Genomic DNA, 18,786 nt, shown 5'->3' on the forward strand with positions numbered 1-18,786 from the left:
ACGAGGGCGTCAGGCCGCCCCTGGTCCGTCAGCGAGCACGCATGGCGCTAGGCTCGGATACCCAGCACCACGCCCTGCACACGCAGGCATTCGAGCAGAGCCTGCCCCTGAGGGAGGATCTCATCGATGGAGACGCCCACGGCTTCGGCCAGTGCGGCTAGATGCTCGCGGCCACTGCACTCTCGCGCCTGCAGCAAGGTGAGCAAGGCATACGCCAGCGGCGCAAGGCGGGAGAAATGCACTCGCTGGTCCGTTCGACGCTGTACCAGGATCAGCGTGGGCTCGCTCGATGCAGATGTCGGAAGGTGATTCGGACCGATATCGCAAACCGGCCAGCGGTAGGCCAAGGGCCAGGCCAAGGTCGACAGCAGCGGCACGCCCTCGAGCAGATCGCCCTCTGGATCATGGGCCGGCTCGCAGCTGGCGCTCAGCAGCAGCGCGCTTTCCGTCCATTCGTAGTGGGCCAGCTCCGCCAGCCAGGACGGCAGGCCCAGAGCATCGCCAGCCCCCTCCTCCAGGTAACCGACGAATTCCTTCGCCAGCTCGGTGAACAGTGGCGTCTGACAGCGGTAGTCGGCGTAGAAGGCGTGGACCAAGGCTTGCCACTGCGCAGGTGCAAGCGTGGCGCGAATCACCGGGAAGCCACCACCGAGCAGGGAGTCGAGGTTGCCGATGAACAGCTGGCGATAGATGGCCAGACGGCGTGCCTCGATACCTGGAGGCGCCGGCTGCCGCGGATCACGGACATGGCGCGCCAGCGTCATCAGTTGCTCGTGCAGAGTCTCAGGCACGGCGCACCTCCTGAAGCCGTCGGCTTTTATGCTGAAACGCGCGAATCCTCTCCACCTCCCCCAGCAACTCGCTCAGCGGCGGGAAGTTGAAGTCGCGCTCCAGCAGCGTCGGCAAGGCACCGAAACGCCCATAGGCCTGCGCCAGCAGGTTCCAGACGCCGTCCTTCACCGCGGCGCCGTGGGTATCGATCTTGAGATCCTCGGCCTCGTCATAGTGGCCGGCCACATGCAAGTAGACCACTCGCTGCGGTGGAATCGCGGCCAGGTAACCAGCTGCGTCGTAACCATGGTTGATCGAATTGACGAAGAGGTTGTTGACGTCCAGCAGCAGGTCGCAATCCGCCTCATCCAGCACCGCCTTGAGGAAGTCGATCTCGCTCAGCGCCTGATAGGGCGCGGCGTAGTAGGAGATGTTCTCCACCGCGATGCGGCGTCCCAGCATGTCCTGAACCTGGCGAATACGCGAGGCGACATGCCGCACCGACTCGTCGGTGAAAGGCAGCGGCAGCAGATCGTAGAGCTGGCCGTCATCGGAGCAGTAGCTCAGGTGTTCGCTGTACAGCGCAACGCGATGATGATCGAGAAACAGACGGGTGCGTTGCAGCAACTCCCGGTCGAGAGGGGCCGGTCCGCCCAAGGACAACGACAGGCCGTGGCAGGTAATCGGAAAGCGCTCGGCAAGCCGCGCCAATTGCTCGCCATAAGCGCCCCCCACACCAATCCAGTTGTCGGGTGCACATTCGAGAAAGTCCACGGCGCTGTCCGCCATGAGACGAAACTCGGGTAGCAAGGCGCGGCGCAGACCAAGGCCGGCGCCATTCAAGGCTGATAAGGGCATCACGATGGCTCTCCAGATAGGGTGACGCCCTCCCGCGCATGGGCACCGGGAGGGCTTCGGATCAGTCCTTGGCCTGGCTCATGCGGGTGAACAATTCCGTGGGTACTGGCTTACCGTTGGAGGTGTACTGATTGCTGCGATACTTGTAGACCTCGGCCTCGGACAGGTAGCCGTCGCCGTTGGTGTCCATCTCGTCGAACTCGACCTGACGGGTCGGGGCTACGGCCAGAAACTCTGCGAGCGACACCAGGTGGTCGTCGTCGCTATCGGTGCGGGCGAAGGACTCGTCGCCGCACTTGCCCTCACCGCACTTGCCTTCGGCCTGGCTGACCTTGGCGCCGGCCTCGCTGGTGCCGCATTTGCCTTCACCACATTTGCCCTCCCCGCACTTGCCTTCGCCAGCCTTCTCGGCGGAAGCCAGTTGGTAACCCTGAGGCAATGCCTCCACGGCAAAGGAGGCCTGGGCCAGGCTCATGCCGCCCGCCAGGGCAACAGCGATGAGGCCGAGACGGGTCTTGTTGGTGACGTGGGTACGAGACATAAGATTTCTCCGGACGCTGAGCGCGGTCGACCGCGCGGGTAATGCCACAAGGGCTGAATCCGGCATGAGGCAGATGGCGCGCCGATCGAAACTCGACGGGGATGCGCAGGCCTCTTGCAGGCCTGGCCATTTGGCACCGGCGATGTATCCATGAAGTATCGGCAGACCGGCGCCTTTGTATGCCTGCGCCCAATACCCAGGTCGCGGATACAGAGAGATACCTCAATGAGCGGTTTGCCGAGGGTCGCTGCGCCGGGACACGCCGCATTGCCCCTCACAAGGCAGAACTGGCCGGGCCCCTCTAGGGGAGGCACGGCCGCGCTTTGTAACGCTCTGTATTGCAGCGCGAAATCTTACACAGGCTTGCACAGCGCCCGCGGCTGGACACATGCGCCTTACAAGGGAATGGAAGTCTGGGCCGCCTCGGGCTCACGCCATCGCCCGAGATACTCAATGAAGAGATATGGCGCAGCCCCATCAACGAGGTACACCCCATGATCAACACTATCGAGAAGGTGCTTTACACCGGCAAGACCCACACCCGCGGAGGCCGCAACGGCGAGTCGCGCAGTTCGGATGGAAGGCTGGACATCAAGCTGTCCGCCCCCGGCTCGTCCGCCCCCGGCACCAATCCCGAGCAACTGCTGGCAGCCGGCTGGTCGGCCTGCTTCATCGGCGCCATCGGCAAGGCAGCTGCCGCGCTCAAGGTTGCTCTCCCCGACGGCCTGGCGGTGGATGCGGAAGTGGACCTGGGCACCGGAGGCACCGCCTATTTCCTGCGGGCGCGGCTGAATGTCAGCCTGCCCGGGCTGGATCCGGAAGTCGCTCGAGCGCTGGTCGACACCGCGCACAGCACCTGCCCTTACTCCAAGGCCACTCGCGGCAACATAGACGTCGAAATCAACCTGATCTGATCCCGGCATGCGCTGCTGTCCGCCCGCCGGCGGACGGCAGCGTCGGCATTCTCCCCCTGCAACCAGCCGCCTTGCGCGCCCTCTCCACGACAGGATCCCCAACGTGATCAAGCCTCTTTTCAGCCTACTTGCGGCCTGCCTGATGACTGCCGCCTGCAGCGCAGGCGCCCAGGACGACCCGCTCAACCCACGCAGTGCCTCACCCGCCCCCACGGTTCCTGAACTCAGGGGGATCACGCACTGGATCAACAGCGAGCCCCAGACCTTGGAGCAATTGCGCGGGCGGGTCGTCCTCGTCGAGTTCTGGACCTATGACTGCATCAACTGCCTGCGCACCCTGCCCCATGTGCAGCAATGGCACGAACGCTATCGCGATCAAGGGCTGGTCGTGATTGGTGTGCACACGCCCGAGTACGCACATGAAAAGGTAACGGCCAACCTCGATGAGGCGGTAGATCGACTCGGCATCACCTATCCGGTCGCCCAGGACAATGGCTACAGGACCTGGAACGCCTTCGGCAACCGCTACTGGCCGGCCCTCTACCTGATCGACCAGGGCGGTCGCATTGTCTACCAGCACTTCGGCGAAGGTGCCTATGCCGAAACCGAAACCAAGATTCGGCAGCTGCTTCAGGCCACCCACTGAAAGGGAAATAGGAACAGGGCGACGGGATATACCATCCCGTCGCCTGTGGCGGTCTCATGTCATGCCCGTTCGCCGGGCAGGAATCACTGCTCCAGAACGAGCAGCGGCGTGCCTTTCTTGACGATGTAAGTCGCCAGCTCAGAGGCCTTGTCCTCACCGATATTGGTGGCGATATGCGGCGTGCCAGCCGGGATATAGAGGGACTCGCCGGCCTTGAGAATCACCGGTGCCCGCCCCTTGAGCCGATACTCGAAGGTGCCTTCGATCACGTAAGCGACCTCCACCCCCGGATGGGAATGATTCGGCGATGCCACACCCGGGTCGAAATCGACCCGTGCCTGAATCACCTCGTGAACCGAGTCGCCGAGATCATCGCGAGTCAGATCCGTGCGCTGGATACCTTGTTTCCAGTTGGCGCTCGCAGCGCTTTCGGTCTGGTGCTGGTCGGCCTGGGCAAGCCCGGCAAATGCGGTAAGCGCCACGGCGGCGGCGAGTAGATGGGGATAACGCATGGTCGTCTCCTTTCAGAGCAGTCAGAGGGAGGCGCCACTCTGACCAACCGCCGTAGCCTCGGTATGTCGAAAGGGTGCAGATTTGCATGCCTGCGTGTGCGCAAGGGCCTGGGATACATCAGGGTACAGTCGGCTAGTCGACCCTCTACCCGCGCACTAACGACAGCGGCCTACCAGGCCTGCTGCTTCTCCATGATGAAGTTCACGAACGCCCGCAGGCGCAGCGGCATGTGCTTGTGCTGCGGGTACAACAGGGTGAAAGGCCGCGAGCGCCCGGCAAACGGCTGAAGCACCTCCACCAGCGAGCCCTCCGCCAGTTCGCGCTCGACGATGAAACGATAGGTCTGGAACAGACCCGCACCATGCTTGGCCAGGGTCACGCCGCCGAGCACGTCATCGGAACAGAGGTAGCCGCCATCGGTCAGCATCTCTCGCTCCTTGCCTCCTTCGCTGAATAGCCAGGTGATCCGTCGTCCGCTGCTGGGCAGTTCGAACTGGATGCATTCGTGCTGCTGCAGATCGTCCAGCACCAGCGGGGTACCGATCCGCTGCAAGTATTCGGGGGCAGCCACCACCAGCAGACGGGCATCTTCCAGCGGGCGGGCGATCAAGGTCGAGTCGGGCTGGGCCCGCACACGCACGGCCATGTCATAACCTTCGCCGACGAAATCGATATTGCGGTTGCTCAGATGGGCCTCGACCCGGACCTTCGGGTAGCGCCGCCGGAACTCGGGCAGCAGCGGCAGAATCCGGTGGTGCCCGTAAGTGGTGGGTAGACTGATGCGCAAGGTACCCGAAGGTTCCTGCTGCTTGCCCATCACCTCCCGCTCCGCATCCACCAACTGCGTCAGGGCCTGCCGGCACTGTTCGTAATAACTGCGCCCACCTTCGGTCAGGCGGATGCTGCGCGTGGTGCGCACGAACAATTTCGTCCCCAGGCGCTCCTCGAGACGGCCGACCGAGCGGCTGACCGCTGCCGGGGTTACCCCCGCAACGAGCGCGGCCGCGGTGAAACCACCCTCCTCTGCCGCGAGGCAAAAAAGCTCGATGCTGCCCAGCAATACATCGTCGAACTGTCTGCGCATGATTAATTACACCATGTATCAACTGAAGTTTTCCAAACCCCATTTATCGGCATTGGAGGCACAAATATAGTCCCTCCCAACGGCGTATCGCAGATTCCGCTCGGCGCCGAGCAAGAGCCCTTCACTCTCTTCAGGAGAAACATCATGAGCAGCAACAAAACCGTCGTCATCACCGGAGCTTCCAGCGGTATCGGCTTTGGCCTGGTCAAGGCCTTTCTCGCCAGCGGCTTCAACGTGGTCGGCAATGCACGCTCCGAGGCGCGTCTGGCCGAGGCGCGCGCCGAGCTCGGCAACCCGGACAGCTTCATTGGCGTGGCGGGCGACATTGCCCACCCGGAAACCGCCAAGCGTATATTCCAAGTGGGCATCGAGGTGTTCGGCAAGGTCGATGTGCTGGTCAACAATGCCGGCTTCTTCCTGCCGAAGCCTTTCGTCGAGTACAGCCCGGAGGATATCGAGAGCCTGCTGGAAACCAATCTCAAGGGGGTGATCTACGCTTCGCAAGTAGCCGCCGCCCATATGATCGAGCGCAAGCAGGGCCATATCATCAACATCACCGCGGCGGTCGCGCTGCAACCCAACCTGGCGGTTCCCGCGGCATTGCCGGTGCTGATCAAGGGCGGGTTGAACCAGGCCACCCGCGCACTGGCCCTGGAACTGTCGCCCTACAACATCAAAGTCAACGCGGTCGCCCCGGGGATCATCGAAACCCCGATGCACGATCCGGCGACCCGCGACCTCCTCAACGGTCTGCAGCCGGCCGGCCGCATCGGTCAGGTCAGTGAAATCGCCGATGCCGTGCTGTATCTGGCCAACGCGGACTTCACCACCGGCGTGGTGCTGCCCGTCGATGGCGGCATGAGCGTCGGCAAGTGGTAGTCGGCCAGCGCGGCCAGAATCGATAGCGCACCGCGGTGAAGACCGCCCCGTCCTACCCCAACGCAGGAGCAATACCATGCCGTTCGTCAACGTTCGAATCACTCGCGATGGCGTCACCCGCGAGCAGAAAGCCCAGGTCATAAAGGAAATCACCGAGACTCTGGAACGCGTCCTCAACAAGCGTCCCGATCTTACCCATATCGTGATCGAGGAGGTCGACACCGATAACTGGGGTTATGCCGGCATGACCACCACCGAGTACCGCAGCAAGACGCCCCAGAGCTAGCCCCCCTGTGGGTCGGTCGGCTCGACCGGCCCACACCTCTCGTACCCCTGAGCCGGCCGTGCCGTATGAGCCTCTCGTAGGAATGCTGAGAGGTTGCACCAGCCATTAAATGATGGACGGCATTTGATTTTATATTATTGCCATAATATAAATTACCGCAGACCCCTTCAGGACTGCGAACGATGCGTACCAAGCCCCTGTCACTCCCCCTCATATTGTCACTGGCGCTGGTGGCCGGCTGTCACAGTCAGGCCGATACCTCGGCGCCGGCTCTACAGCCACGTAACGTGCTGACCACAACCGCGCAGGCAGCCACCAGCGGCACCTCGCTCTACACCGGGGTCGTCGCCGCCCGCACCACCAGTGACCTGGGCTTCAGGGTCGGCGGCAAGGTCGTCGAGCGTCGGGTAGATCCCGGCTCCCACGTGGCGCGCGGCGACGTCCTGCTGGTACTGGACAACGTCGACTTCCAGCTCGCTCTGCGCGCCGCCCGCAATCGGGTTGCCGCCGCCCAGGCCGAATTGCGCCAGGCGCGCGACGACGAAGCCCGCTATCGCCGCCTGAGTCATACCGGTGCCATTTCGCGGCAGAGATTCGAACAGGCGGCCACCCGGCTGCGCGTGGCCGAGGCGGCTCATGCCGCCGCCAGTTCGGAGGCCGCCCAAGTGGAGAACCGCCAGCACTACTCGACCCTGGTCGCCGACGCCGATGGCGTGGTTACCGAGGTGCTGGCGGATCGCGGCCAGGTGGTCGGCGAGGGTCAGGTGGTCGTCAGGCTGGCCCATGCGGGCGCACGCGAGGCGGTGATCGACCTCCCGGAGACCCAGCGCGTGCTGGCCAGTCAGCCGGCGCAGGCCATTCCCTACGGCCAGGAAACCTCGCTGCCTGCGACGCTACGCGAACTGTCCGCCAGTGCCGACCCCGTCACCCGTACCTTTCGAGCCCGTTACACCCTGGCCGGGGATAATGCCGATCTGGCCCTGGGCTCCACCGTAACGCTGCACCTGGGCAGCGCGGCACAGGCGCGACAAGTACGGGTGCCGCTCGGCGCGCTACTCGACAAGGGCCAGGCAACCGGTGTCTGGGTCATAGGCGCAGACAGCCGGGTTACGCTGAGAACGGTCAAGGTCCTACGCCTGGGGCAGGAACATGCGCTGCTGGAGGGAGACCTGGCGCCTGGCGAGCGCATCGTCGCGCTCGGCGCGCAGCTCCTCAATGCCGGCGACAGCGTACGCGAACTCGCTACGCCTTCGCTCGCCCGGGAGCACTGAGATGAGCGGCTTCAACCTGTCCAGCTACGCCGTGCGCCAGCCGGCGGTGACCCTGTTCCTGATCATCGCGACGCTGCTGGCCGGCGTCATCGCCTTCGGCAAGCTCGGCCGCGCCGAGGACCCCTCGTTCACCGTAAAGACCATGACCATCACGGCAGCCTGGCCGGGCGCCACCGCCAGGGAAATGCAGGAGCAGGTGGCCGATCGCCTGGAGAAGCGCCTGCAGGAACTGGATCTGTATGACCGGGTGGAGACCATCGCCCAGCCCGGCTTCGTCTCGATGCGCCTGCAGTTCCTCGACTCCACCCGTCCCAAGGACATCCAGCAGCTGTTCTACCAGACCCGCAAGAAACTCACGGACGAGGCCCAGCGCCTGCCCCGGGGCGTCCTGGGCCCCTACTTCAACGATGAATACTCCGACGTCTACTTCGCCCTCTACGCACTGGAGGCCGAGCCCTTGCCGCATCGCCAGCAGGTGCGCATGGCCGAGGATCTGCGCCAGCAACTGCTGCGTCTGCCCGGGGTGAAGAAGGTCAACATCCTCGGCGAGCAGGCGCAGCGCATCTTCGTCGAGTTCTCCTACGAGCGTCTGGCCACCCTGGGTCTGCGGCCCGAGCAGATCTTCGACAGCCTGGCCAAACAGAATACCGTGGCGCCGGCCGGCTTCGTCGAGACCAGCGGCCCGCGCGCCCACATCCGTCTCGATGGCGCCTTCGACAGCCTCGAGCTGATCGAGAACGTACCGATCAACGCGGGCGGCCGACTCCTGCGCATCGCCGACGTTGCCAACGTACGCCGCGGCTACGAGGAGCCGGCGAGCTACCGTATCCGTCACCAGGGCAAGCCAGCGCTGATGCTCGGCGTGGTGATGGAACCGCATTTCAACGGCCTGGAGCTGGACGAGTCCTTGCAGGCCGAAGAGTCACGCATCCAGGCCGACCTGCCGCTCGGCATACGCTTCGACAAGGTCGCCGACCAGGCCGAGAAGATCCGCCTGGCGGTGAACGAATTCATGCTCAAGTTCTTTGTCGCCCTTGCCGTGGTCATGGTCATCAGCCTGCTGGCGCTGGGCCTGCGCGTCGGCCTGGTGGTAGCCGCCGCCGTGCCTCTGACTCTGTCCATCGTCTTCGTGGTGATGCTGGCGACTGGCAGAGAGTTCGACCGCATCACCCTCGGCGCGCTGATCCTCTCTCTGGGGCTTCTGGTGGACGACGCCATCATCGCCATCGAAATGATGGTGGTAAAGCTCGAAGAAGGCCTGGGACGCATGCAGGCCGCCACCTTCGCCTGGACCTCTACTGCCGCACCCATGCTGACCGGCACCCTGGTGACGGTCATCGGATTCCTGCCGGTGGGGTTCGCCCGCTCGGGCGCCGGTGAATATGCCGGCAACATCTTCTGGATCGTCGGCTTCGCCCTGCTCGCTTCCTGGCTGGTGGCAGTGTTTTTCACCCCCTACCTGGGCGTGAAACTGCTGCCGAAGATCCGCCCGGTGGCCGGTGGCCACGAGGCGCTTTACGCCACGCCGGGCTACCAGCGTCTGCGACGTGTTGTCAGTTGGTGCGTCAACCGCCGCGTGCTCGTCAGCGTTCTGGTGGTGGGCGCCTTCGCCCTCAGCATCCTGGGTCTTGGCGCGGTGAAGAAACAGTTCTTCCCCAACTCCGACCGCTCGGAGTTGCTGGTGGAGGTCTACATGCCGCCGGGTAGCGCCTTCAAGGCCACCGAAGCGGTGGTCGCTCAGGTGGAGCAAGCCCTGCTCGAAGAGCCCCAGACGCAGATGGTGGATGCCTATGTGGGCGGCGGCGCCCCCCGCTTCTTCCTGTCGCTGAATCCGGAACTGCCGGACCCGGCCTTCGCCAAGCTCATCGTGCAAACCGCCGACTCGCATGCCCGCGACGCCCTCAAGGCGCGCATGCAGGCCCGTGTCGAAGCCGGCGAATTCCCCTCCGCGCGGGTGCGCGTCACGCAACTGGTGTTCGGCCCACCGGTGCCGTTCCCGGTGGTGTTTCGCGTCTCCGGCCCCGATCTCGAACGACTCCGGCAGGTCAGCGAAGAAGTGCGCGCCGTGGTGAGCACCAACCCCATGACGCGCGACACCTTCGTCGACTGGGGTGAACGCAGCAGTGCCTACCGCCTGGTGCTCGACCAGGATCGTCTGCGCCTGTTGGGCTTCAGCCTCGATGAGGTGAAAAGCCAGCTCAACGCCCTGCTGGTCGGCAACCCGGTGACCGAGGTACGTGAAGGCACTCGCAGCGTATCGGTGATGGTGCGGGCCCTGAATACTCAGCGGGAGAACCTCGACGGCATCGCCGGCCTGACCATTACCAACGCGGCGGGGGTATCGGTGCCCCTGGAGCAGGTAGGCCATTTCCAGGCCGTGATGGAGGAGCCCATCCTCAAACGCCGTGACCGCGAGCCGACCTTCGAGGTGCGCGCCGACATCCTGCCCGGCACCCAGCCGCCAGATGTGCAGAAGGCGGTATATGCCGACTTGCAGGCGCTGATCGCCGGCCTGCCGGAAGGCTACCGGGTGACCATCGGCGGCCCGGTCGAGGAAAGCGCCAAGGCCAATCGGGCCCTTGCCGAGTGGTTCCCGCTCATGATTCTGCTGACCCTGGTGGTGATCATGTTCCAGGTGCGTTCTTTCGCCCTGATGTTCATGGTCTTCGCCACCGCGCCGCTGGGCCTGATAGGTGCGGTGCCGACCCTGTTGCTGTTCGGCCAGCCGTTCGGCTTCAACGCCATTCTGGCGTTGATCGGCATCGGCGGCATCCTGATGCGCAACACCCTGATCTTCACCGACCAGATCCGCCACGAGCAGGCTGACGGCAGGCCGCTACGCGAAGCGATCATCGAAGCCACGGTGCGTCGCGCCCGCCCAGTGTTGCTCACGGCGCTGGCCGCCGCCCTCGCCTTCATCCCGCTGACCTTCTCGGTGTTCTGGTCAGCGATGGCCTATGTGCTGATAGGCGGAGTCCTGGTCGGGACGTTGCTGACGCTGCTGTTCCTCCCTGCCCTCGCCGCGCTGATCCTGCGCACGAAGCCGCAGCCGACCCGCGAGGCGCCCCCGAGTTGGACGCCCTCCGGGCAGACGCAAACCCGTGCACTGCGGCAGCGCGAAGGCAGCGAGGCATGAGCGAATCGCGGCGATCCGCCGCCGAGAAGATGAGGTCATGAGAACGACTACAACCTACTCCCCCGAAGTCCGTGCACGTGCCGTGCACATGGTGCTAGAGCACCTGAACGACTGGCCAAGGACGCCTGTTCAGCGGAGCCGGCCAGGACCTGGGCTTCGTCGGGTGCTCGGCGTTGTAGTCGTCCCTGCAATCCAGACTCAGTGCTTCTCATAAAACCCGCATCACTGCTGCTTGCGTTTACGGAACTCCGCCACCTTATGCCGGTTACCGCATAGCGCCATGCTGCACCAGCGGCGGCGATGGGACTTGGTGCGGTCGTAGAACCAGAGCACGCAATCTGGATGTTCGCATTGACGCACCAGATTGAAGTCTCCTTCCACCAGCAACTTGGCAGCCGCTTCGGCCAGAGGCGCCAGGTACTGCTCGGCGGTGGTTGCTGCCCGCACCTTCTCCAGTCGCAGTTCTCCACTCGCCGAACAGTCCAGCCGCAGGTGGCTGGGCGTGGCCAGGAAGCGATTGAGTACCTCCGGCGAACCCTGGCCGCCCGCCTTGCGTCGCTCCACCAGCCCCCGCACCGCTTCGCGCAGGGTCAACGCCGCCTTCAGCAACTCGCCCTTGGGAAAGCGCGTGCTGGGTAGGTCCCAGCCGGTGCGGACCAGCCAAGCTCGGACATCCTCGTCGCTGCGCCAGAACTCCAGAGGAGCCCCGTCCAGAGCGGCCAAGGTATTGAGCATGTCCAGCACGGGGTGGTCGGCCAGGACGAAGGGTTCGACGGGAGGCGAAGCAGAGGTGGTGGTCATGATGGTGCTCTGTAAGGTAACCGGCCAAATGGTAACCCTATAAACCATAAGTGAACAGTTACAAAATTCTGGCTTGTAACCTTTTTTATCCAGTTGACAGGTTACAGGCAAGGTTCATAATCGGCGCCATGGGTAACCATAAATAATCATTTTACAAGTTACAGAGTGACCGCCATGACCTCACCTATCGTGCATATCCCGGTTCGCCATCAGTTCGTCGACGCCGACGGTGTCCGCGTCTTCTACCGTGAGGCGGGTGACCCCGCCGCCCCCACCCTGCTGCTGGTTCACGGCTTTCCCAGCTCTTCCCACCAGTTCCGCGAACTGATCCCGCTGCTGGCCGACATGTTCCATATCGTTGCGCCGGACCTGCCGGGGTTCGGTTTCACCGAGGTGCCCGCTGAGCGTGAATACCGCTACAGCTTCGATGCTCTGGCGCTCACCCTCGACGCCTTCGTCGAGAAGCTGGGCCTGCAACGCTACGCCCTCTACGTATTCGACTACGGCGCACCCACCGCCCTGCGCCTGGCCCTGGCCCATCCGGATCGAGTCACCGGGTTGATCTCGCAAAATGGCAATGCCTACCTGGAAGGTTTGGGCGATGCCTGGCAGCCGATCCGCGACTATTGGGCCGAACCTGGCAATCCCGAGCGCCGCCAGGTGGTGAACGATGCCGTGCTGAACCTAGCCGGCACCCGCTGGCAGTACCTGCATGGCGTGAAGGACGTGGAGCGGGTGGCGCCCGAGTCGTACTACCTCGATGCGTTGCTGTTGGAACGTCCAGGCAACAAGGACATCCAGCTCGACCTGTTCCTCGATTACGCCAATAACCTGAAGCTGTACCCGGCCTTCCAAGCGTTCCTGCGCGATACGCGACTGCCTACCCTGGTGATCTGGGGCGCGCACGATCCCTTCTTCATCCCGCCGGGCGCTGAAGCTTTCAAACGCGACAATCCCGGTGCGATCGTGGAGCTGCTCGATACCGGGCACTTCGCCCTGGAAACCCATGTGGATCATATCGCCCGGCGCATCCGGGACGTGCTGGGGAGCATTCAGGCCTGATGTCTTGCCCAACTCGACCGGAGCTCGCGCCATGACCCGCGCCATCAAACTCTACCGTTATCCGCTGTCGGTGCATGCCCACCGCGCAGAGCTGCTGCTCGCGTTGCTGAAGTTGCCCACCGAGCTGATCTTCGTCGACCTGGCCAAGCGGGCCCACAAGCACCCCGAATTCCTCGCCCTCAATAGCTTCGGTCAGGTGCCGGTGATCGACGACGGCGGCACCATCGTCAGCGACTCGAACGCCATCCTCGTCTACTTGGCGAAAAAATATGGCAACGGTCGCTGGCTGCCGGCAGATCCCCTAGGCGAGGCCCGTGTACAGCGTTGGCTGTCGGTGGCCGCCGGCCAGGTCGCCTTCGGGCCTGGGGCCGCGCGGCTGATCAGGGTATTCGGCGCCCGCTTCGATGCCGACGACGTCATCGCCCGCGCCCATGCCTTGTTCCAGATCATGGATGGCGAACTGGCCAGAACGCCCTTCCTCGCCGGTGATTGTCCCAGCATTGCTGACATCGCCAACTACACCTCCATCGCGCTCGCGCCGGAGGGCAATGTGTCGTTGGCGCCATACCCCAACCTCCGCGCCTGGCTGACCCGCATCGAGGCCCTGCCCGGCTTCGTGCCCATGCAGCGCTCCGTGGCCGGCCTGCAGGCCGGCTGAACCCGCCGCCCGCTGCCGGTACGCCCGGCAGCCTCCCCCAGCGAGGTCTTCGTGATGGATACTTCAACCAATCCCCGCCGTTCTCCCTGGCATGCCGGCGAAAAGGCGATGCAAGAACGCGCCGGCGTTTCCGGGGACATGGAGTCCTACGGTCAGCGGGTGATCCGTGACTACATGCCAGACCAGCACCGTGACTTCTATCACCAATTGCCCTTCATGATCGTCGGCGCAGTGGATGCCCAGGGCCGCCCCTGGGCGACGCTACTCGAAGGGCCGGAAGGCTTCGTCACCTCGCCCGATCCCCGCTGCCTCGTGCTAGCCACCGAACTCGACCAGCAGGACCCGGCGACCAGCGGCTTTGCGACCGGCAGCGCGATCGGCCTGCTGGGCATCGAGTTGCACACACGGCGGCGCAACCGCATGAACGGCGTCCTCCGACAAGTCGAAGCGGGTCGTCTGGAAGTCGCCGTCGAGCACTCCTTCGGCAATTGCCCGCAGTACATCCAGCAACGCACCTACACCCGCGAGGAGACAGGCCGCGACGAGCAGGACGCACGCCGGGACTTCGCGGCGCTAGACGCCAGCCTGGCAGCGATGATCCGCAATGCCGATACGTTCTTCGTCGCCAGCTACGTCGAGCACGAAGACGGCCAACGCTCTGTGGATGTCTCCCATCGCGGTGGGCGGCCTGGATTCATTAAAGTCGCCGGGAACCGCCTGACCATCCCGGACTACGCCGGCAACTTGCACTTCAACACCCTGGGCAACCTGCACCTGAACCCGGTCGCCGGATTGCTTTTTGTCGATTTTCTCAATGGCGATGTGCTGCAACTGTTTGGAACGACGGAACTGATTGCCAACAGCCCGATGATCGGCGCTTTCAAGGGTGCCGAACGCCTCTGGACCCTCGACGTACAGCAGGCCGTGCTTCGACCGCGCGCTCTATCGATTCGCTGGAATTTCCAGGAATACGCGCCGACCAGCCTGATGACCGGTACCTGGGCCGAAGCCGATGGGCAGCAGCGCAATCAGTGGCAGGACTGGCAAGTGATCCGCCTGGAGCAGGAAAGCCAGGACATCCGTTCCTTCTACCTCCAGCCCCCAAACGGCGAGACGGTCAGTTTCATGGCGGGACAGCATCTACCGCTACGCATTCCCACGGCCGCCGGGGGGCAGGTGCTGGTTCGCACCTATAGCCTGTCCAGCGCACCCTCTGACAGCTTTCTGCGCATCAGCGTCAAGCTTCAGGGGCTGGTCTCGCGCTACCTGCACGACCAGGTTCGAGTCGGTGACCGGCTACAGGTACGCGCCCCCATGGGGCGCTTCACCCTTGATGGAGACACGGCACGCCCCGTGGTACTGATCGGCGCAGGCGTCGGCATGACGCCATTGCTTTCGATGCTGCGGGAATTGGTGGCGCAGAACCAGCTGTCGGGAAACAAGCGCCGCATTCACCTGTTCCAGTCCGCGCGAACCCTGAAGCAATTGCCTTTTCAGCAGGACATCACCAATCTGCGCAAACGCTGCCCTGACCTGTTGCAGGTGCACCGCGCCCTCAGCTGCCCGGAAGAAAATACAGTGCTGGGCCGGGATCATGAACTGCTCGGACGTCTCGACGTCGCGACGATCAAGATTCACCTGCCGGTGGACGACTACGACTTCTACTTATGTGGCCCCGGGGGCTTTGTCCAAGCGATTTACGACGGCCTGCGCGCACTGAACATCGCCGATCAACGCATCCACGCCGAGACCTTTGGCCCCTCGACGCTGCAACGCAAAGAGGACAATCACCCAGCAACACCCGCTCAGCCGCCGGCGGCAACAGCGCCGGCGCCGGTGTATTTCTCCGCCTCGGCCAGGGAAGCCCGCTGGAAACCAGGCAGCGGCAGCCTGCTGGAACTGGCGGAAAGCCGTGGTCTGTCTCCCGACTTCAGCTGCCGTGGTGGGTCCTGCGGCATGTGCCGAACGAAAGTGCTCAGCGGCCAGGTGCACTACCCCCATCTCCCGACTCAGATGCCGGACGAAGGCATGGCGCTCATCTGTTGCGCTGTACCCGCTTTAGACGAAAGCGGTGGGCAGCCGCTGGTTCTGGATATCTGATGAGGAACACTGAAATAGCTGATGAAATCACCTCCATCGCCGGGCTTGAAATCTTCCGTGCTGTAACTGGTCCGGCGAATCTCAACATTCGGCCCGAACAGCTCCCTTGCAGCGGTTAGGTGCAGGCTGAGAAACGACTTAGCCCCGAATGAAAAGAGCCCCGCTCGTCACTGAATTTAGGGGACTTGGGACGAGCGGGCCTGGCTTGGCGCATCTGGACACCAGTCAAAGGCATGGCGGGTATCTCCTGGCGGTTTACGAACCCCGCGTGAATACCCGCTTTTTCCACTGCTGGACCCGCACGCCTGCGAACGCTAACGGACACCAAACACCCAGTCGACCACCAGTGGGACGCCAAAAACACTCGGATAAGGGATGCACAGTCGACGTGGATCATCTGGCGCACGACACCCTTGGAAGCCTTGCCCGGCCTGGCCTAGGCCCTGAAATCTAACAGCTGTTTAACGCTAAGCACCTGAGTTGAAAACAGTTTTCTTCAAATACATGGTTGACAGCGGCGCAGCCGACGGTAGAATGCCGACCCACAGACGCGGGATGGAGCAGTCTGGTAGCTCGTCGGGCTCATAACCCGAAGGTCGTAGGTTCAAATCCTGCTCCCGCAACCAAACATCGAAAAGGCCACTCAAGCGAGTGGCCTTTTTGTTTGCGCCTTCAATTGACTCAGTCGATTAAAACAAACAAACCGATTGACAGCATTTAAATCAGGCGTAGAATCATCGGCGCGGGATGGAGCAGTCTGGTAGCTCGTCGGGCTCATAACCCGAAGGTCGTAGGTTCAAATCCTGCTCCCGCAACCACCTTCAGAAAAAGGCCACTCAAACGAGTGGCCTTTTTCGTTTCCGCCGTTGATCTTCCTCAGCTTCCCTTAAGCCAGGCGGGCATACCCTTGCCGTACCTGCAGAAGACGCAGGTTATCGACAGAGGAACGCCCTGATGAACTGGAAGAACACCCCGTCCCGCTATGGCAGCCTGTCCATCGGCCTGCACTGGCTGATGCTGATCCTGATCGCCGCCGTCTACGCCTGCATCGAACTCAAAGGCAATTTCCCCAAGGGCAGCGACGCCCGCGAGCTGCTCAAGCAATGGCATTTCATGCTCGGCCTGAGCGTATTGGCCCTGGTCTGGCTGCGCCTGCTGGCTCGCGTGATCACCCCGGCGCCGAAGATCGAGCCGGCGCTGAGCGCCTGGCAAGCCGTACCCGCGAAACTGATGCATGTCGCCCTGTACGCCCTGATGATCGGCACGCCGCTGGTCGGCTGGCTGATCCTTAGTGCCGCCGGCAAGCCCGTCCCCTTCTTCGGCCTGGAGCTGCCGGCATTGATCGGCCCGAACAAGGAGCTGGTCGGACAATTCAAGGAACTGCACGAGCTGGCCGGCACCGCCGGCTACTGGCTGATCGGCCTGCACGCCGCGGCCGGACTGCTGCACCACTATATAGGCGGCGACAACACCCTGGTCCGCATGCTGCCCAAACGCAACTGAAGACCAGGCGCCTCTGGTCAAGTGCCCGATCCGCCGCTAGAATTGCGCACTTTTTGATCAGCGGCGCCCCCGGGGCGCCCATCGAGGTTAGCCCGCATGTCCACCGCCACACCGAAAGTCGGCTTCGTTTCCCTGGGATGCCCCAAGGCCACGGTCGATAGCGAACGCATCCTGACCCAGCTGCGCATGGAAGGTTACGAGATCGTGCCGACCTACCAGGATGCCGACGTGGTGGTGGTCAACACCTGCGGCTTTATCGACAGCGCCAAGGCCGAATCGCTGGACGCCATCGGCGAGGCCATCGCCGAGAACGGCAAGGTGATCGTCACCGGCTGCATGGGCGTGGCCGAAGACAGCATCCGCGACGTGCACCCCAGCGTGCTGGCGGTCACCGGCCCGCAGCAGTACGAGCAGGTGGTCAACGCCGTGCACGAGGTGATCCCGCCGAAGACCGAGCACAATCCGCTGATCGACCTGGTGCCGCCGCAGGGCATCAAGCTCACCCCGCGCCACTACGCCTACCTGAAGATTTCCGAGGGCTGCAACCACAGCTGCAGCTTCTGCATCATCCCCTCGATGCGCGGCAAGCTGGTCAGCCGCCCGGTCGGCGACGTATTGAGCGAGGCCGAGCGCCTGGTCAAGGCCGGCGTCAAGGAACTGCTGGTGATCAGCCAGGATACCAGCGCCTACGGCGTCGACCTCAAGTACAAGCTGGACTTCTGGAACGGCCAGCCGGTGAAGACGCGCATGCTCGAACTGTGCGAGGCGCTGTCGGCGATGGGCGTGTGGGTGCGCCTGCACTACGTCTACCCCTACCCCAACGTCGACGACGTGATCCCGCTGATGGCCGCCGGCAAGCTGCTGCCCTACCTGGACATCCCCTTCCAGCACGCCAGCCCGAAAGTGCTCAAGGCCATGAAGCGCCCGGCCTTCGAGGACAAGACTCTGGCGCGGATCAAGAAATGGCGCGAGATCTGCCCCGAGCTGACCATCCGCTCCACCTTTATCGTCGGCTTCCCCGGCGAGACCGAGGAAGACTTCCAGTACCTGCTGGACTGGCTCAGCGAAGCCCAGCTCGATCGCGTCGGCTGCTTCCAGTACAGCCCGGTCGACGGCGCCCCGGCCAACGACATGGATCTCGAACCTGTGCCGGACGAGATCAAGCAGCAGCGTTGGGAGCGTTTCATGGCCCACCAGCAGGCGATCAGCAGCGCGCGCCTGCAGGCCAAGATCGGCCTGGAGATGGACGTGCTGGTCGACGAAGTCGACGGCGAAGGCGCCGTGGCCCGTTCCTGGGCCGACGCCCCGGAGATCGACGGCAGCGTGTTTATCGACTCCACCGCGGTCAAGCCGGGCGACAAGGTGCGCGTGCGCATCGTCGATGCCGATGAATACGACATGTGGGGCGAACTGATCTAAGCCTACGCCGCACCGCCAAGCCCCGCCCCGAGCGGGGCTTGTCATTTCTGCAGGCCTATACTCAACGGCAGGTTCCTCACCGCTTCGCCACCATGCCGATCAAGGTCTATTACGACGGTGCCTGTCCGCGCTGCGTCGCCGACCGCCGCCGCTACGAACGCCTCAGCGACCAGCCCGCCGACAGCGTGCAGTGGCTGGATATCAGTGGCCGCGACGAGGAGTTGCGCGCCGCCGGCATCGACCCGCAAGCGGCACTGAGCGAACTGCACGTGGCGGACGAACAGGGCCGCATCCACCGCGAGCTGGACGCCTACATCCTGCTGCTGCAACGCACTGCGCGCCTG

18 protein-coding genes and 2 tRNA genes are annotated in these 18,786 nt (G+C 63.6%); 14 read left to right on the top strand and 6 right to left on the bottom strand.

Translation table 11 applies throughout. The features are described 5' to 3' along the window. Positions 1–47 precede the first annotated feature (47 nt). The 3 genes from N878_RS24050 to N878_RS24060 all read right to left on the bottom strand — a co-directional run bounded on the left by N878_RS24050 (position 48) and on the right by N878_RS24060 (position 2,170). Positions 48–791: a DUF2063 domain-containing protein gene (locus N878_RS24050; RefSeq protein WP_031304012.1), complete on the bottom strand. Its 744-nt coding sequence runs from the start codon at positions 789–791 to the stop codon at positions 48–50. Beyond that, entirely contained in the window at positions 784–1,629 is an 846-nt protein-coding gene (locus N878_RS24055; protein ID WP_031304014.1) for a DUF692 domain-containing protein, read from the bottom strand. Before N878_RS24055 ends, N878_RS24050 begins: the two co-directional genes overlap by 8 nt. 61 nt (positions 1,630–1,690) lie before the next feature. Continuing rightward, the gene (locus N878_RS24060; RefSeq protein WP_021446041.1) at positions 1,691–2,170 is read right to left on the bottom strand and encodes a hypothetical protein; all 480 of its coding nucleotides are present in this window, start codon (positions 2,168–2,170) and stop codon (positions 1,691–1,693) included. A 494-nt stretch (positions 2,171–2,664) separates the two neighbouring features. Between N878_RS24060 and N878_RS24065 the strand changes: the two genes are divergently transcribed. Further along, positions 2,665–3,084: an Ohr family peroxiredoxin gene (locus N878_RS24065; RefSeq protein WP_021446042.1), complete on the top strand. Its 420-nt coding sequence runs from the start codon at positions 2,665–2,667 to the stop codon at positions 3,082–3,084. A gap of 103 nt (positions 3,085–3,187) precedes the next feature. Next, positions 3,188–3,730: a thioredoxin family protein gene (locus N878_RS24070; protein WP_232460336.1), complete on the top strand. Its 543-nt coding sequence runs from the start codon at positions 3,188–3,190 to the stop codon at positions 3,728–3,730. Between the two features lie 83 nt (positions 3,731–3,813). Here N878_RS24070 and N878_RS24075 read toward each other — a convergent pair whose 3' ends face one another. Together N878_RS24075 and N878_RS24080 are read right to left on the bottom strand one after the other, a co-directional pair. Then, complete coding sequence (locus N878_RS24075) at positions 3,814–4,242, bottom strand: cupin domain-containing protein (protein WP_021446044.1); 429 nt, start codon at positions 4,240–4,242, stop codon at positions 3,814–3,816. Positions 4,243–4,412: 170 nt separating this feature from the next. Then, positions 4,413–5,327 carry a LysR family transcriptional regulator gene (locus N878_RS24080; RefSeq protein ID WP_031304016.1) on the bottom strand — a complete coding sequence of 305 codons (915 nt, stop codon included), beginning with the start codon at positions 5,325–5,327 and terminating at the stop codon, positions 4,413–4,415. Positions 5,328–5,471: 144 nt separating this feature from the next. On the opposite strand from N878_RS24080, the gene N878_RS24085 reads away from it, so the two are divergent. The 4 genes from N878_RS24085 to N878_RS24100 all read left to right on the top strand — a co-directional run bounded on the left by N878_RS24085 (position 5,472) and on the right by N878_RS24100 (position 10,899). Continuing rightward, a complete protein-coding gene (locus N878_RS24085; RefSeq protein ID WP_021446046.1) occupies positions 5,472–6,206 on the top strand; it encodes an SDR family NAD(P)-dependent oxidoreductase in 735 nt (244 codons plus the stop codon). Positions 6,207–6,282: 76 nt separating this feature from the next. After that, on the top strand, positions 6,283–6,492 hold the full coding sequence (locus N878_RS24090) for a 4-oxalocrotonate tautomerase family protein (RefSeq protein ID WP_003243425.1): 210 nt from the start codon (positions 6,283–6,285) through the stop codon (positions 6,490–6,492). A 182-nt stretch (positions 6,493–6,674) separates the two neighbouring features. Beyond that, the gene (locus N878_RS24095) at positions 6,675–7,763 is read left to right on the top strand and encodes an efflux RND transporter periplasmic adaptor subunit (protein ID WP_031304017.1); all 1,089 of its coding nucleotides are present in this window, start codon (positions 6,675–6,677) and stop codon (positions 7,761–7,763) included. Between the two features lies 1 nt (position 7,764). After that, complete coding sequence (locus N878_RS24100) at positions 7,765–10,899, top strand: efflux RND transporter permease subunit (protein ID WP_021446048.1); 3,135 nt, start codon at positions 7,765–7,767, stop codon at positions 10,897–10,899. Between the two features lie 222 nt (positions 10,900–11,121). On the opposite strand, the gene N878_RS24105 is transcribed toward N878_RS24100, so the two are convergent. After that, the gene (locus tag N878_RS24105) at positions 11,122–11,700 is read right to left on the bottom strand and encodes an ABATE domain-containing protein (RefSeq protein WP_031304019.1); all 579 of its coding nucleotides are present in this window, start codon (positions 11,698–11,700) and stop codon (positions 11,122–11,124) included. A gap of 174 nt (positions 11,701–11,874) precedes the next feature. Here N878_RS24105 and N878_RS24110 point away from each other — a divergent pair, with 174 nt between their 5' ends. The 8 genes from N878_RS24110 to N878_RS24145 form a co-directional block, all read left to right on the top strand. Further along, a complete protein-coding gene (locus N878_RS24110) occupies positions 11,875–12,762 on the top strand; it encodes an alpha/beta fold hydrolase (RefSeq protein ID WP_021446050.1) in 888 nt (295 codons plus the stop codon). A 31-nt stretch (positions 12,763–12,793) separates the two neighbouring features. Continuing rightward, entirely contained in the window at positions 12,794–13,420 is a 627-nt protein-coding gene (locus tag N878_RS24115; protein ID WP_021446051.1) for a glutathione S-transferase family protein, read from the top strand. Between the two features lie 54 nt (positions 13,421–13,474). Beyond that, positions 13,475–15,520, top strand: coding sequence for a pyridoxamine 5'-phosphate oxidase family protein (locus N878_RS24120; RefSeq protein ID WP_031304022.1), 2,046 nt, complete (start codon positions 13,475–13,477; stop codon positions 15,518–15,520). A 549-nt stretch (positions 15,521–16,069) separates the two neighbouring features. Beyond that, a tRNA-Met gene (locus tag N878_RS24125) sits at positions 16,070–16,146 on the top strand. A 115-nt stretch (positions 16,147–16,261) separates the two neighbouring features. Next, a tRNA-Met gene (locus tag N878_RS24130) sits at positions 16,262–16,338 on the top strand. A 136-nt stretch (positions 16,339–16,474) separates the two neighbouring features. Next, entirely contained in the window at positions 16,475–17,023 is a 549-nt protein-coding gene (locus tag N878_RS24135) for a cytochrome b (RefSeq protein WP_021446053.1), read from the top strand. 96 nt (positions 17,024–17,119) lie between these two features. Further along, complete coding sequence (gene rimO, locus N878_RS24140) at positions 17,120–18,442, top strand: 30S ribosomal protein S12 methylthiotransferase RimO (protein WP_021446054.1); 1,323 nt, start codon at positions 17,120–17,122, stop codon at positions 18,440–18,442. A gap of 38 nt (positions 18,443–18,480) precedes the next feature. Continuing rightward, positions 18,481–18,786 (top strand): thiol-disulfide oxidoreductase DCC family protein (locus tag N878_RS24145; RefSeq protein WP_256218132.1); only part of this gene is annotated, 306 nt, incomplete at its 3' end.

The organism is Pseudomonas sp. EGD-AK9, from assembly GCF_000465935.2.
Taxonomy (GTDB): Bacteria; Pseudomonadota; Gammaproteobacteria; order Pseudomonadales; family Pseudomonadaceae; genus Aquipseudomonas.

Coding starts and splice junctions, on each gene's coding strand:
- N878_RS24055 (WP_031304014.1), bottom strand. CDS start 1,629: ATGCCCTTATCAGCCTTGAATGGCGCCGGCCTTGGTCTGCGCCGCGCC.
- N878_RS24060 (WP_021446041.1), bottom strand. CDS start 2,170: ATGTCTCGTACCCACGTCACCAACAAGACCCGTCTCGGCCTCATCGCT.
- N878_RS24065 (WP_021446042.1), top strand. CDS start 2,665: ATGATCAACACTATCGAGAAGGTGCTTTACACCGGCAAGACCCACACC.
- N878_RS24075 (WP_021446044.1), bottom strand. CDS start 4,242: ATGCGTTATCCCCATCTACTCGCCGCCGCCGTGGCGCTTACCGCATTT.
- N878_RS24080 (WP_031304016.1), bottom strand. CDS start 5,327: ATGCGCAGACAGTTCGACGATGTATTGCTGGGCAGCATCGAGCTTTTT.
- N878_RS24085 (WP_021446046.1), top strand. CDS start 5,472: ATGAGCAGCAACAAAACCGTCGTCATCACCGGAGCTTCCAGCGGTATC.
- N878_RS24090 (WP_003243425.1), top strand. CDS start 6,283: ATGCCGTTCGTCAACGTTCGAATCACTCGCGATGGCGTCACCCGCGAG.
- N878_RS24095 (WP_031304017.1), top strand. CDS start 6,675: ATGCGTACCAAGCCCCTGTCACTCCCCCTCATATTGTCACTGGCGCTG.
- N878_RS24100 (WP_021446048.1), top strand. CDS start 7,765: ATGAGCGGCTTCAACCTGTCCAGCTACGCCGTGCGCCAGCCGGCGGTG.
- N878_RS24105 (WP_031304019.1), bottom strand. CDS start 11,700: ATGACCACCACCTCTGCTTCGCCTCCCGTCGAACCCTTCGTCCTGGCC.
- N878_RS24110 (WP_021446050.1), top strand. CDS start 11,875: ATGACCTCACCTATCGTGCATATCCCGGTTCGCCATCAGTTCGTCGAC.
- N878_RS24115 (WP_021446051.1), top strand. CDS start 12,794: ATGACCCGCGCCATCAAACTCTACCGTTATCCGCTGTCGGTGCATGCC.
- N878_RS24120 (WP_031304022.1), top strand. CDS start 13,475: ATGGATACTTCAACCAATCCCCGCCGTTCTCCCTGGCATGCCGGCGAA.
- N878_RS24135 (WP_021446053.1), top strand. CDS start 16,475: ATGAACTGGAAGAACACCCCGTCCCGCTATGGCAGCCTGTCCATCGGC.
- rimO (WP_021446054.1), top strand. CDS start 17,120: ATGTCCACCGCCACACCGAAAGTCGGCTTCGTTTCCCTGGGATGCCCC.